This is a genomic window from Arenibacter sp. F26102 (assembly GCF_023015865.1).
Lineage (GTDB): Bacteria > Bacteroidota > Bacteroidia > Flavobacteriales > Flavobacteriaceae > Arenibacter.
In genome coordinates this window covers 38,648-51,354 of sequence record NZ_JALKBC010000001.1, presented here as the reverse complement: position 1 = coordinate 51,354, position 12,707 = coordinate 38,648, and the positions used below count along the sequence as shown (strand labels likewise).

Sequence of the window (12,707 nt, the reverse complement as noted above, 5' to 3'; positions counted from 1 at the left end):
TAATTTTGAAGAAATTATTGGTATGGTGGGGAAAGTAAGGGTCAGCAATATAAAAGTTTATGCAAATCATGGTTGTCTTAAAGAAGAGACCATAATTGGGAGCGATTATCAAGTAAATGTTGAGGTAAGTGCCGATTTAAACAAAGCATCCCAATCAGATAATCTTAGTGAAACTGTTGATTATGTTCACATAAACCAAATTGTAAAAGAAGAAATGGCTATTCCTTCAAAACTATTGGAACATGTTGCACAACGTATACTTCATAGAATTTTTGAAGAAATAACTATAGCAAAAAAGGTAGAAGTTGCCGTCTCCAAAATCAATCCTCCCATTGGTGGGGATGTTAAAGAAGTAACCATAATACTTAAATCCAAAAGATCAGGGTTATAGTTTTTGAAACATAAAAAAAGTATTACCTTTGCACTGCAAAAAGGCATTGTGGCCGAGTGGCTAGGCAGAGCTCTGCAAAAGCTTGTACAGCGGTTCGAATCCGCTCGATGCCTCTAAACCTTCATCTTAACCGATGAAGGTTTTTTGTTTTAAACAGTGTTTATATAGATAAATATAAGTGCGAAAAAACAACGATCTAATCCCTCATAAGCTCTATACCCTTTTCTATATTCAATTGATCTTTAGGTAGAAAGCCTTTTACTATTAAGACCAACCCACAAATAACCAGGATAATTCCAAGTCCTTTTTTAACCAAAAGAATTCGTCTTTTGGTCAGTTTTTTTCGCAATTGTTTAGCTAATAAAATTTTAAATATATCGGTAACAAAATAAGCACCAATCATGGCGGAAAAGAAAAGTATTATTCTATTTGAATCATTATCCAAACTTGGCCCTACTACAATAATAATACCCAACCAAAATACCAGAACCCCAATATTTATAAAATTCAATAAGAATCCCTTAACGCACAAACTAAGGTAGTCGCCCTTGGTAATTCTAATTTTAGTTTCTTTTTTAAGTGATTCTTTTTTAAAGACATTGGTAAGTCCGTAAACCAATAGGATAGTACCTCCAAAAACATATAGTCCAGGATGATTACTAAGATTTTCCAACAGTTGAAAACTACTAAAATAGGCTAAGGAAATAAAAATAATATCGGCAACAATAACACCAATATCAAAGCATAATGCGGCTCTAAACCCCTTTATTGCACTAGTTTCCAGAAGAACAAAAAAAACAGGCCCAATCATAAAGCTCAATAAAAAGCCCAATGGAATTGCCGCCTGTATATCCTCGATCATAAAGTTCTGTTACTTACATTCTGGTAATTTTACCACCAAAAACCGTTTTCTCTTCCATTTTAGCGGGATTACCGTATACCATTACCTCTCCACCGGCCTTTACCGCCGCCTTCACATAATCCGTTGCAAACACCTCTGCCCTAGAGCCAGCGTTTACATTAATGGTACTGAATTTAGTTTTAAAATCCTTTCCCTTATATATACCTCCGGTATTTATCTGTACATCTTGAATATTAGATGCACCAGATGCAGAAATAATACCACCTGTGACACTTTTTATTAGCATTTGATCTACTTGGGCGCTTATAATCAATTCTCCGCCTTCCTGTGCCTTAAGCTCCAAAATATCCTGTTTTATAGGCTCTTTGGATGAAATTCTAGCGTCTTCATTAGTATCAATAATAACCAGTTTTTCTGTATAGTGCAGATCCACAAAAGTTCTATAACCGCTAAATAACTTGTTAACTTCCATGCGAATCTTTAATACACCATCATTGTTAACAATAGCCACATTACTGGTATTGGCACCGGTAATTACAGCCTTGTTAACGTCTGATTTTATGAGGTTCACAGACAAACCATCAAAAGCCTTAACTTCTTTAAATGGCTGTAAATTCTGAGTTACCTTTTCGTTTTGCGAGCTCAATGAATGGGTCGCAATCACAAACAAAAGCATCACTATTAATTTTTGATCCATTATCATAGAGCTATAGTTTTTAGGTCACTATTAACTAACCCAAAAACATTCTTTCCGGACAAATTCCGTAACACGTATTTATGTATTTGAAATAATTCTTTCAACTTTATCGAGCTAACTCCATTAGTTAAACAAATTCCATTCCAAAACAAAAACTTAATCGTTTTTTCCCAATAGGGAAAAATCCAAATGGCGCTTTATTAAATCTGTACTCTTAACCATCACTACAACCTCGTCTCCCAATTGATAGGATTTCTTGGTTTTTTCACCAACAATGGCATATTCCTTTTCATCAAAGGTATAATAATCATCCTTTATATCCCTAATCCTTACCATTCCTTCACACTTATTCTCAATAATCTCAACATATAGACCCCATTCGGTAACCCCGGAAATTACACCTACAAATTCCTGGTCCTGATGATCTTCCATAAATTTTATCTGCATATATTTAATGGAATCGCGTTCCGCATTTGCAGCCAAACTTTCCATATCAGAGGAATGCTTGCATTTTTCTTCATAAGATTCTGCCTTTGGGCTCTCACCACCGTCCAAATAATACTGTAGCAATCGGTGAACCATCACATCCGGATATCTTCTAATAGGAGAGGTAAAATGTGTATAATAATCAAAAGCCAGACCATAATGGCCAATATTGTTCACAGTATAAATAGCCTTGCTCATACTTCGTATGGCCAAGGTGTCTACTAAATTCTGTTCCTTCTTCCCTTTTACATCCTCCAAAAGTTGATTTAAGGAATTACTTATAGATTTTTTGTCCTTAAAATCCAACTGATGTCCAAAACGTGAAATAATACCATTAAGAGCCATTAATTTATCCTCATTAGGTTCATCATGAACCCTATAAATAAATGTTTTTACCGGTTTTTGCTTGCCTATAAAACGGGCCACTTTTCTATTGGCCAACAACATAAATTCTTCAATTAGTTTATTGGCATCCTTGGATTCCTTAAAGTAAACACCTTCAGGCTCCATTTTTTCATTAAGATTAAAACGAACTTCTATTTTATCAAAGGAAATAGCCCCTTCCCGCATACGCTGATTACGCATTATTTTAGCAAGTCGGTCCATGTTCAAGGTAGCATCAACTACTTCATCACTAACGGTATAAGCTTCCTCCCTAATAGATATTTCCAGTGGAATATTACCATTACCTGTCTCAATAATATGCTGTGCTTCTTCATAGGCAAATCGTTCATCCGAATTTATTACAGTACGTCCAAACCATTCGTTTTTAATTACCGCTTTATCATCAATTTCAAAAATCGCGGAAAATGTATATTTTTCCTCATTCGGACGCAGTGAACAAGCATTATTGGATAATACCTCCGGTAACATGGGAACTACCCTATCTACTAAATAAACGGATGTTGCCCTGTCATAGGCCTCTTCATCCAGGATAGTACCGGTTTCCAAATAATGGGAAACATCGGCTATATGAATACCAATCTCATAATTGCCATTTTCCAATGTCTTAAAGGAAAGGGCATCATCAAAATCCTTGGCGTCCTTGGGATCAATAGTAAACGTCAAAGTATCCCTAAGATCTCTTCTCTTCGCTATTTCTTCCTCTTTTATACTGGTATCCAGTGTGTCGGCAAACATTTCTACCTCTGTAGGAAATTCGTAAGGCAGGCCATATTGCGCTAAAATGGAATGTATTTCTGTATTGTGCTCCCCTGGTTTCCCCAATACTTGGGTTATAGTCCCAAATGGGGAATCCGCATTATCTGGCCATTCATTTATTTCTGCAATCACTTTATCCCCATCTTCGGCCGTGGAAATTTTATTTTTTGGTATAAAAATATCGGTATACATTCTATAGTCCGTAGGCCGTACAAAGGCAAAATCCTTTTGCATATCCACAATACCAACAAATGCATTCTTATTTCTGGATACTAGCTTTGTAATTTCCCCTTCCAATTTTTTTCCCTTTCTTCTAGGAAAAATATATACCTCCACCACATCTTTGTGGAAAGCCTTTTTTAATTTATTAAAGGGAACAAAAACATCATCATCCAAACCTTCAACCACAATGTAGGCATTTCCCCTACCTGTTATATCGACCGTTCCGGTATGGTATGTCTTATTTGAAGCTATGGCCTTATAAGCACCTCTTCCTTCTTCCAAAATCCGCTTCTTTTCCTTTAATTCTACCAATCTTTTAATAAGAGTGTTCCTATCATTGGCCTCTACAACACCAATTTTAGCAGCAATTTGCTTATAGTTAAAAGATTTCTCGGGCTCCTTTTCTAGAACAGTGAATATACCTCTGGTTATTTCGTTTTTTCGTTGATTTTTGTTTCTTTTATTATTCTTTGACATTAACACTTTTATTTTTGGAAAATTACGAATTATAATCCATTGTCTATTATTTCAAATTTTAAGTTTCCATCTTCTTTAATAAATCTTGTTATCAACATCTATTATATATATATGTTTTCTTTTTTCTTAAATTTAAAATAAAATGGTGATTATAATGGTGTGTTTATAGTGGATATAAAAAAGCACGTATTAATTTGCTTTGAACCATTAAATAAGTTTATTGACAATTTATACAGCAAGTAATTATTATAAATCAATGACTTAAATGGGTTATTAATATTTGTTGACAACCTATATCAACATAAAATTATTGAAAAGTTAATGTAATGGGAATGTTAATTACTTCGTTTAATTATTTAATATCTTTCTATTAGTTTCTAAGAAGTAAATTATTCATTTAGGATAACATTTTGTAAAGCAAAATTAAAGTGGATAATCAAAATTTAATATTTACTTTTTATAAGTAGTTTGTTAACAATAAGCCATTGTTATTAAACCACTAAATAACAACGGTTTTCTTTTTTTCTAAAATTAATGTTGTTAATAACCTCATTTTTGTGGTGAAACCACGGGTATTTGTACATTTGTGTATATATGAGTACTTATTTCATATATGTATTGTGTTACTTTATTCATCAATAAGCAACCTTAAACAATGAAAATAGCTATAGGTAATGATCATGCTGGAACCGAGTATAAACTTGCAATAATTGGTTTACTGAAATCTATGGATGTAGATGTAGTAAATCATGGTACTGATGGCACTGATAGTGTTGATTATGCCGATTTTGTACATCCCGTGGCCAGGGAAGTGGAGGAAGGCAATGTGGATTTAGGAATTATAATTTGTGGAAGTGGTAATGGAGTTTCCATGACGGCTAACAAGCATCAGAAAATTAGGGCAGCCTTATGTTGGACCACCGAGATTGTACAATTGGCCAAGGAACACAATGATGCCAATATTTTAAGCCTACCTGCACGGTTTATTTCCTTACCTCAGGCGTTGGAGATGGTGAAAACATTTTTGAATACCTCTTTCGAAGGTGGTCGTCATGAAAGAAGAATAGAGAAGATTGCCTGTAAGTAAAATAATTGTTATAAAGTATTGTCCTTATTTATGAAGGTAGAAATAAAAAAGTTTCATGAACTTGGGGTCCAGGAACTTTATGATATTTTGCAATTAAGAAGTGAAGTATTTGTTGTTGAACAGGACTGTGTATACCAGGATTTGGACGGAAAAGATGAATTTGCCCTTCATGTAATTGGGTCTAAAAATAAAAAAGTTGTGGCATATACCCGAGTTTTTAAGGCTGGGGACTATTTTAAGGAAGCGAGTATAGGTAGGGTAGTGGTAAGAAAATCTGAACGTCAGTTTGGTTTTGGATTACAAATTATGCAAGCTTCAATTGCTGTTATAGAACAAAATTTTGGTTCAACACCAATACATATTTCTGCTCAGAAATACTTAACCAAATTTTATACTTCCCTTGGTTTTAAGAAAATTGGTGAGGAATATTTGGAAGACGGTATTCCGCATCTTGCGATGATCAAGGAGTAGTTAAATTTATTATTGTTTCTTAAGTTATTTCGATTCAGTCCATAAAAAAGAGCTGTAATTACAGCTCTTGTGGAATATAGTCTAGCTATGTAAATTTAAATTTTAATAGGTGTTTTGTCACTTAAATTAATGTCCTCCAACATACTATCCGTAAATTTATAGTGCCCTTTTGTGGTTATAATTTTAAAGCGATTGGAATTCATTCTACTTAGCGTATCCAAAAACAACCATTTTGATTTTAACAATAGAGGCCTATCGGACTTTAAACTGATTTCAAAATAGTATTTTTTACCATTTTTTAAGGCCACAATATCTGGGGTAATTTTGGTGTCACTACCCTTTTTTAAATAGGATTTTGGACAATCATAACCTTCTAAATCCGCCTTGATTTTTTCAAAACCGTGCGCTTCCAAATGGTTAATGGATTTCTTTATGAACTCCTCGTTAGCTGACTTTTCAATTTTTATCATAGTCGTAATTTACGAAAAAAAATCGACAAAAAGCAAATAAATACGCTGATTAACAGTTATTTATGTGGAGTTTAACAAAAAAAAACAGGACTAGGATAATTTATTGTAAAAAGGACTAGCCTAAAATGTAATTAAAGGTGTAGACCATGTAGTTGAGAATATTTAATTAATAACTGCAGGTTACATATTAATTTTATCGAATAGGGTTTTGCCTATTTGTTCTACAACGCCGATTACAAGCGCATTTCCCATAAAAAAAGCGCGTTTGGTATCACTTATTCCTTGGAGTTTTGTATGATTGTCCGGAAACATATTTAAGCGTTCCAGTTCTACGGGGGTCAACCTTCTTAATCCTTTTTGGGTTTTAACAACATGTTTAAATCGTGAGGGACTTTTTCCTCCTTCACCTGTAATTATTGTTCTGGAAGCATTGTCAAGATTATCTGGAAATACCATTTTCCCTTCCCCATACTGATATTGAAATCCGTTTTTAGCCTGGCGTAATTCCTTTTTTGCACCTTTAAGATATTCCCATTTGTCTATATCTTCAGGAGCAATTAAAAAGTCATCGGTTATTTTACCATTATGAAGAATATCACCAAGAGTTGTTTTTGGTCCTATATAATTGGCAGTAGTCTTTGTAGTGGTAATAGTACCATCAATACAGATTCCTGTATTTTGAAATGGTGACAGCTTCTCTTCTAAATTGAAATTATTGGAAATAGTAATCAAATCACCGTCCAAGTTTAAATTGGTTATTTGAGACGATACCAAATTAGCTGGGAAGGATTGGGCAATTGTTCCATTTTTAATTAGCCATGTTAATGGATCTAATGATTTAAGGGATTTGTAGATTGCCGTTGTTTTATGATAAGCCAAAATAAATACCCGTCTCCTGCGTTGTGGCATTCCATAATCCGCGGCATTAATAACGCGCCATTCTACAGCATAGCCCAAGTCGTCCAAACTTTTCAGCATTACAGCGAAGTCTCTCCCTCTTTGGTTAGAGGGCGATTTTAACAACCGGTCTACATTTTCCAAAAAGAGGTATTTTGGTTTGCTTTTCTTCTCCTTCAATATGTTGTGTATACTCCACCATAGCACCCCTTTTTTTCCAATTAGACCTTTGGAATTCTTTAGGGAGGTGGCTACCGAATAGTCCTGGCAGGGAAACCCTCCCACCAAAATGTCGTGATCAGGAATATCGGTAACAGGAACTTCCGATATATCTTTATTGCAGTGATTCTCCTTACCAAAGTTATGTTCATATACCAAAGAAGCGTGTTGGATTTTGGTAGATGGCTCCCATTGGTTGGACCAAATTATCTCGTAGTTTCTCGTTCTTTCCAAGCCCAATCGAAAGCCTCCAACTCCGGCAAATAATTCTATGGTTTTTAATTTTTTCGTCATTGCAGTGTCTAAAATTAGACAAAAAATAAGTCATAAATTTAATTTTACGAATTGTAGTACCTCACAATCCTTAAATTTTTATAATTTTCCGGATTCCAAAATGATTTTCGTTTCACAAGCCTAAAATAGTTTACATGAATTGTCGCCTTAAGGGAATATTTTTTCCATTTATTTCAGGAGTATTATTATTCCTTTCCTGTGAACCCAAAGTTGACCAAGGTGAGCTTGCCATTAATACCTTGTTGGAAGATATAAAACAAGAATATGCTCCGGACAAAAGGGTGGCCCTTTTTAATGTTGAATTAGTTAAAAGTGGGAATGAAAATATTTTGAAAGGGGAGTCCGATTTGCCGGTGGCCGTTGCTACCTTCAAAGATAGGTTGGTAGAAAATAAAATCAACTTTATAGATAGTATTCAATTATTGCCAGCTTCCCATTTAGAGGGCTCTAACCACGGCTTAATTACCATCTCCGTGGCAAATTTAAGGGGTAAGCCTGCACATTCGTCCGAATTGGTGACCCAGGCCACTTTGGGAACGCCTGTAAAAGTATTGAAGGAAGAGGATGACTGGTATTTGATTCAAACTCCGGATAAATATTTATCATGGGTAGACGGGGGAGGAATAGTGGCACTTTCCAGTGAGAGATATACTGCTTGGAAATCCACACCAAAAGTTATTTACATTAATACCATAGGACACTCCTATTCAGAACCGGATAAGGATACTCAAGTGGTTTCCGACATGGTGGCAGGAGGCGTATTGGAACTTATTGGAGAAGAAGGGGAGTTCTTTTTTGTAGCTTATCCAGACGAAAGAAAGGCTTATATTTCCAAAAATGAAGCCATGGATTATGATACTTGGTTGGCCGCTTTGGATCCCAGTCAGGAATCTTTGGTGGAAACTTCCAAAACCTTAATGGGTGTCCCATATCTGTGGGGAGGTACTTCTACCAAGGGGGTAGATTGTAGTGGATTCACAAAAACAATATATTTTTTAAACGGTATTGTTTTACCAAGAGACGCTTCACAACAAATCCATACCGGTAAACAGGTAGATACTGAGAAGGATTTTGATAAGTTGGTTCCTGGCGATTTATTATTTTTTGGCAAACCGGCAACGGATACGACCAAAGAACGTGTAATCCATGTGGGTATGTGGATAGGGAACAATGAATTTATCCACTCTGCCGGAAGGGTGCATATTAGTAGTATGGACAAAAATGCACCTAATTATGACGCGTATAATTTAAATAGATATTTGCGTTCCAATCGATATCTCGAGGAATCCAAAGACGGATTAATTGAGCTCGCAAAAACACCTGTTTTCAAGGACTAAGCCCAGATTATTTTAAGTTGACCGCTAAAATATAGTCATCTGCAGTCATGTAGAGTCTTTTTTCCTCCGTATCAAAAGCGCAATTTGCGGTGGCCTGTCCCGTATGGATTCTTGCCAAAGCTTCCCCCATGGGATTAAAGATCCAAACACCGCCAGGTCCTGTAGCAAAAATAATTCCCTTACTATTTATTTTTAAACCGTCCGGAAAGCCCTGTTGCCCTTTTTTTCCTATAAGATCGGTTACCTCATAGAAAAGCTTCTTATCGCTTACTTTTCCTGGTTCCACTATGTTATATTGGTACCAAGCCGCATGTTCCTCGTCAGAATTTGCCACATATAGCGTGTTGCCATCGGTTGATATTCCAATTCCGTTAGGTCTTGAAAGGGAATCCAATAATATTAATTCACCCGACGACAACAGGCAATAAATTCCTTGAAAATCCAGCTCTTTGGCGGGATCATTCATTCTTTTTGGCAAGCCATATGGGGGATCGGTAAAATATAAGTTGCCATTGTTATCGTAAGTGCCGTCATTGGGACTATTCAATTTCTTGCCCATATAAGAGGAAACCAAGGAGGAGAAGTCTGGTTTAGGAGAATTTAAGGGCGTATTCATTTTGGCTACCTGACGATTGCCGTGTTGCATAAGAACTAGGTCACCCTGCTTGTTAAGCAAAAGACCATTGGAACCCGGTTCTTCTCCGGTAAAGTTGGTTCCCGAAAACCCTGAGGGATGTAGGTAGGTAACCGTATCATTATTTTTTGGATCTAGCTTGTAGACCTTATTATTTGGGATGTCCGAAAACAATAAATAGTTGCCCTCTTTTATCCAAAGTGGTCCTTCGGTCCAGGCAAAGCCGCTTGCAAGTACCTCAATTTTCGATTTTGGATCAATAATCTCCAGCGCTTCGTCATCAAGTATTTCTATTGAAAATGATGAAGAAATATCTTTATCAGGCATTGATTTTTTGCTCACTTCCTTGCAAGACCCCAAGAGAAGAATGGAGCTTATGATAGCATATGTTATTTTATTCATTTTAGGTCATTATTTTAACGATTATAGTGATAACGGTCATGGAAGTGACACCTAAAACAAAAGTTCCGGCAGATTGAATCTGATAGCCTTGTTTTACATTCATTCCGGTAAGTTGGGTCAGTACCCAAAAGAAACTGTCGTTTACGTGGGATACTACTGATGCTCCTGCACCTATTGCCAAAACGGTCATTGTAGCCATAAATGGCTCGCTAAGTCCTAATGCGGGCATTAACGGGGCTATTATGGAGGCAGTGGTTACCAAAGCCACAGTAGAGGATCCCTGAGTGGTCTTAAGACAGGCAGCCAATAGAAAGGGTAGAAACAAACCTAACTCCATACCCGTAAACTCTGAAGTAATGGTATCGGCAATTCCCGAATTTTGCAACATCTTTCCAAAAATACCACCTGCACCGGTAATAAAAATAATTGGAGCGGCCTCCCTTAACGATTCTCCAAACCAACCTGTGGCGGAGAAAATCTTTTCATCCAACTTCTTAGGTAAAACAAGGGACAATAAAACCCCTACCAAAAGGGCAATTACTGGAGTACCCAAAAATGATATAACTGTTTTAAATATTGAAGGTTGAAAGGTGAATTCCGGGTAATCCATGACCGATTTAAAAATAATCAGCAAAATGGGAATTACAATGGCCAATAAGGATTTCCAAAGGGCCGGTTGTTCCTGTTTGGTAGTCACAGCCTCGAGGATTATAGGAACATGAATTCGGGATGCGAATTTGGTTGCAAAGAAATAACAGGCAATTAAGGAAATACTACTTATCAGCAAACCCCAAATCATTACACTCCCCAAATCTGCCCCCAAAATACCTGCGGCGGCAATAGGTCCAGGGGTAGGTGGCACCATGGTATGCGAAGCTGTTAAACCTAATGCCAGGGCCGCGGTGGTACCTGCAAAGGAAACACCTGCCTTGGAGGAGAGCACTTTGTTTAAAGGGTTCATTATTAAAAGTGCACTATCTGCAAATACTGGAATAGAAAGTATATATCCCGTAAGGAGCATGGCCAAGTGGATGGATTTTGCCCCTATTAATTGTAAAATTTTGGAGGCGATAACAAACGCTCCACCCGATTTTTCCAGGACCTTACCAATGGTAACTCCAAACAGGATTATAAGTCCTATTTTACCCATTATATCCCCAAATCCGTTGTTGATGGAATTGATAATGGCTTCAATATCCATTCCTGTCATAAACCCATAGGCGATGGCCGAAAAAAGGAGCACAAAAAAAGGATGTATTTTAAATTTAATGATACCTATAATCAATAGGGCGAGTGAAAGAACTAAAGCAATAAGGTAGGTCATGGTTTTTTGGTTGGTTAATGGTGTTATTCAGTTATATATACTTACCATTCGGTAAAGTTTCCATCACTGCCACGCCATATTGGATTTGCCCAATTATGACCTATTTTTTGACCCTCCCTTAATTTTTCTTCATTCATTTCAACGCCTAGTCCCGGTTTTTGAAACAATTCAATATACCCATCCCTGATATCGAAAATTTCGGGATTCAGTACATAGTCCAACAGATCAAAGCCCTGATTGTAATGGATTCCGATACTGTTTTCCTGGATAAAGGCATTTGCAGAGACAAAATCGACATGTAATGCAGAAGCCAATGATATAGGGCCTAATGGACAATGGGGAGCCAATGCTACATCATAGGCCTCGGCCATAGTCGCTATTCTCCTTACCTCGGAAATACCTCCAGCGTGACTTAGATCTGGCTGGATAATGTCTACCACACCCTCTTCCAGAATTTTCTTAAAATCCCAACGGGAAAACATACGCTCCCCTGTGGCAATAGGTATACTGGTGTAAGAGTAAATATGTTTTAAGGCATCGTTATTTTCGCTAAGTACAGGTTCTTCAATAAACATAGGTTCATATGGCGCCAGTTCATCTATTAGCCTTTTTACCATGCCTTTATGTACGCGGCCATGAAAATCCAATCCTATATCCAAATCGCTTCCAAATTCCTCCCTTAATAATCTAATGTTGTTGGCTACCAGTTTAACATCCTTTAAGGTGGAAATCCAGTCCATACCCCCAGTAGCGTTCATTTTTACGGCCTGGAACCCGGCCTTTACCTTTTCGTGTGCCTGCTCCAATAACACTTCCGGATGATCTCCTCCTATCCAGCAGTACATTTTCATTTTATGTCGCACCGCTCCACCCAATAAATCGTAAACAGGAACACCAAGGAATTTTCCCTTTATATCCCAAAGTGCCTGGTCTATACCTGAAATGGCACTCATAAGAATGGGGCCACCGCGGTAAAACCCTCCACGATAGAGTATTTGCCATATGTCTTCAATATTTGAGGCCGACTTCCCGATGAGGTATTGTTGTAGTTCCATTACGCAGGCGGCCACCGTATCTGCCTTTCCTTCCACTACGGGTTCGCCCCAGCCAATAATCCCCTCTCTAGTGGTCACTTTAACAAAAAGCCACCTTGGAGGCACTTTAAACAGTTCAATTTTTTCGATAATAAGTTGTTCCTTCATAGTGGTTTTACAAAAACTTCAGCCCTTTGTAGGGTATTATAGAATTTGTTTTTATTTTCTGCTGGTTGGTTTTT

12 protein-coding genes and 1 tRNA gene are annotated in these 12,707 nt (G+C 36.9%); 5 read left to right on the top strand and 8 right to left on the bottom strand.

Annotated features, from left to right (window positions below; all coding sequences use genetic code 11):
* The first annotated feature begins 25 nt into the window (after nt 1-25).
* Nucleotides 26-391 carry a dihydroneopterin aldolase gene (folB, locus tag MWU78_RS00220; protein ID WP_246994666.1) on the top strand — a complete coding sequence of 122 codons (366 nt, stop codon included), beginning with the start codon at nt 26-28 and terminating at the stop codon, nt 389-391.
* A gap of 42 nt (nt 392-433) precedes the next feature.
* Nucleotides 434-504: transfer RNA gene (locus MWU78_RS00215), tRNA-Cys, on the top strand.
* A gap of 83 nt (nt 505-587) precedes the next feature.
* Here the strand turns inward: MWU78_RS00215 and MWU78_RS00210 are convergent.
* From MWU78_RS00210 to rnr, 3 genes are all read right to left on the bottom strand, one after another.
* Complete coding sequence (locus MWU78_RS00210; RefSeq protein ID WP_246993842.1) at nt 588-1,253, bottom strand: LysE family transporter; 666 nt, start codon at nt 1,251-1,253, stop codon at nt 588-590.
* Nucleotides 1,254-1,266: 13 nt separating this feature from the next.
* Nucleotides 1,267-1,950 (bottom strand): head GIN domain-containing protein, encoded by a 684-nt coding sequence (locus tag MWU78_RS00205; protein WP_246994664.1) that lies wholly within the window; start codon nt 1,948-1,950, stop codon nt 1,267-1,269.
* A gap of 156 nt (nt 1,951-2,106) precedes the next feature.
* Nucleotides 2,107-4,296 carry a ribonuclease R gene (gene rnr / locus MWU78_RS00200; protein WP_246993839.1) on the bottom strand — a complete coding sequence of 730 codons (2,190 nt, stop codon included), beginning with the start codon at nt 4,294-4,296 and terminating at the stop codon, nt 2,107-2,109.
* A gap of 655 nt (nt 4,297-4,951) precedes the next feature.
* On the opposite strand from rnr, the gene rpiB reads away from it, so the two are divergent.
* Entirely contained in the window at nt 4,952-5,383 is a 432-nt protein-coding gene (rpiB, locus tag MWU78_RS00195) for a ribose 5-phosphate isomerase B (protein WP_246993837.1), read from the top strand.
* Nucleotides 5,384-5,413: 30 nt separating this feature from the next.
* On the top strand, nt 5,414-5,854 hold the full coding sequence (locus tag MWU78_RS00190; RefSeq protein ID WP_246993835.1) for a GNAT family N-acetyltransferase: 441 nt from the start codon (nt 5,414-5,416) through the stop codon (nt 5,852-5,854).
* 95 nt (nt 5,855-5,949) lie between these two features.
* On the opposite strand, the gene MWU78_RS00185 is transcribed toward MWU78_RS00190, so the two are convergent.
* Together MWU78_RS00185 and MWU78_RS00180 are read right to left on the bottom strand one after the other, a co-directional pair.
* A complete protein-coding gene (locus MWU78_RS00185; RefSeq protein ID WP_246993833.1) occupies nt 5,950-6,324 on the bottom strand; it encodes a hypothetical protein in 375 nt (124 codons plus the stop codon).
* A 180-nt stretch (nt 6,325-6,504) separates the two neighbouring features.
* Nucleotides 6,505-7,734 (bottom strand): DNA cytosine methyltransferase, encoded by a 1,230-nt coding sequence (locus MWU78_RS00180; RefSeq protein ID WP_246993831.1) that lies wholly within the window; start codon nt 7,732-7,734, stop codon nt 6,505-6,507.
* A 134-nt stretch (nt 7,735-7,868) separates the two neighbouring features.
* Between MWU78_RS00180 and MWU78_RS00175 the strand changes: the two genes are divergently transcribed.
* Nucleotides 7,869-9,071, top strand: a complete 1,203-nt coding sequence (locus tag MWU78_RS00175) for an SH3 domain-containing C40 family peptidase (protein WP_246993829.1) — start codon at nt 7,869-7,871, stop codon at nt 9,069-9,071.
* A 7-nt stretch (nt 9,072-9,078) separates the two neighbouring features.
* Here the strand turns inward: MWU78_RS00175 and MWU78_RS00170 are convergent, their stop codons facing one another.
* Genes MWU78_RS00170 through dgoD form a run of 3 tightly spaced genes read right to left on the bottom strand, consistent with a single transcriptional unit; the run spans nt 9,079 to nt 12,633 of the window.
* Nucleotides 9,079-10,107, bottom strand: a complete 1,029-nt coding sequence (locus MWU78_RS00170; protein ID WP_246993827.1) for an SMP-30/gluconolactonase/LRE family protein — start codon at nt 10,105-10,107, stop codon at nt 9,079-9,081.
* Nucleotide 10,108: 1 nt separating this feature from the next.
* Nucleotides 10,109-11,431: a GntP family permease gene (locus MWU78_RS00165; protein ID WP_246993825.1), complete on the bottom strand. Its 1,323-nt coding sequence runs from the start codon at nt 11,429-11,431 to the stop codon at nt 10,109-10,111.
* Nucleotides 11,432-11,472: 41 nt separating this feature from the next.
* Nucleotides 11,473-12,633: a galactonate dehydratase gene (gene dgoD, locus MWU78_RS00160; protein ID WP_246993823.1), complete on the bottom strand. Its 1,161-nt coding sequence runs from the start codon at nt 12,631-12,633 to the stop codon at nt 11,473-11,475.
* Between the last annotated feature and the right edge of the window lie 74 nt (nt 12,634-12,707).

Excerpts from the sequence above, each read along its gene's own strand:
- dgoD (WP_246993823.1), bottom strand. The coding sequence starts at position 12,633 with ATGAAGGAACAACTTATTATCGAAAAAATTGAACTGTTTAAAGTGCCT.
- rpiB (WP_246993837.1), top strand. The coding sequence starts at position 4,952 with ATGAAAATAGCTATAGGTAATGATCATGCTGGAACCGAGTATAAACTT.
- MWU78_RS00205 (WP_246994664.1), bottom strand. The coding sequence starts at position 1,950 with ATGGATCAAAAATTAATAGTGATGCTTTTGTTTGTGATTGCGACCCAT.
- MWU78_RS00185 (WP_246993833.1), bottom strand. The coding sequence starts at position 6,324 with ATGATAAAAATTGAAAAGTCAGCTAACGAGGAGTTCATAAAGAAATCC.
- MWU78_RS00165 (WP_246993825.1), bottom strand. The coding sequence starts at position 11,431 with ATGACCTACCTTATTGCTTTAGTTCTTTCACTCGCCCTATTGATTATA.
- MWU78_RS00180 (WP_246993831.1), bottom strand. The coding sequence starts at position 7,734 with ATGACGAAAAAATTAAAAACCATAGAATTATTTGCCGGAGTTGGAGGC.
- MWU78_RS00170 (WP_246993827.1), bottom strand. The coding sequence starts at position 10,107 with ATGAATAAAATAACATATGCTATCATAAGCTCCATTCTTCTCTTGGGG.
- MWU78_RS00190 (WP_246993835.1), top strand. The coding sequence starts at position 5,414 with ATGAAGGTAGAAATAAAAAAGTTTCATGAACTTGGGGTCCAGGAACTT.
- MWU78_RS00210 (WP_246993842.1), bottom strand. The coding sequence starts at position 1,253 with ATGATCGAGGATATACAGGCGGCAATTCCATTGGGCTTTTTATTGAGC.
- rnr (WP_246993839.1), bottom strand. The coding sequence starts at position 4,296 with ATGTCAAAGAATAATAAAAGAAACAAAAATCAACGAAAAAACGAAATA.
- MWU78_RS00175 (WP_246993829.1), top strand. The coding sequence starts at position 7,869 with ATGAATTGTCGCCTTAAGGGAATATTTTTTCCATTTATTTCAGGAGTA.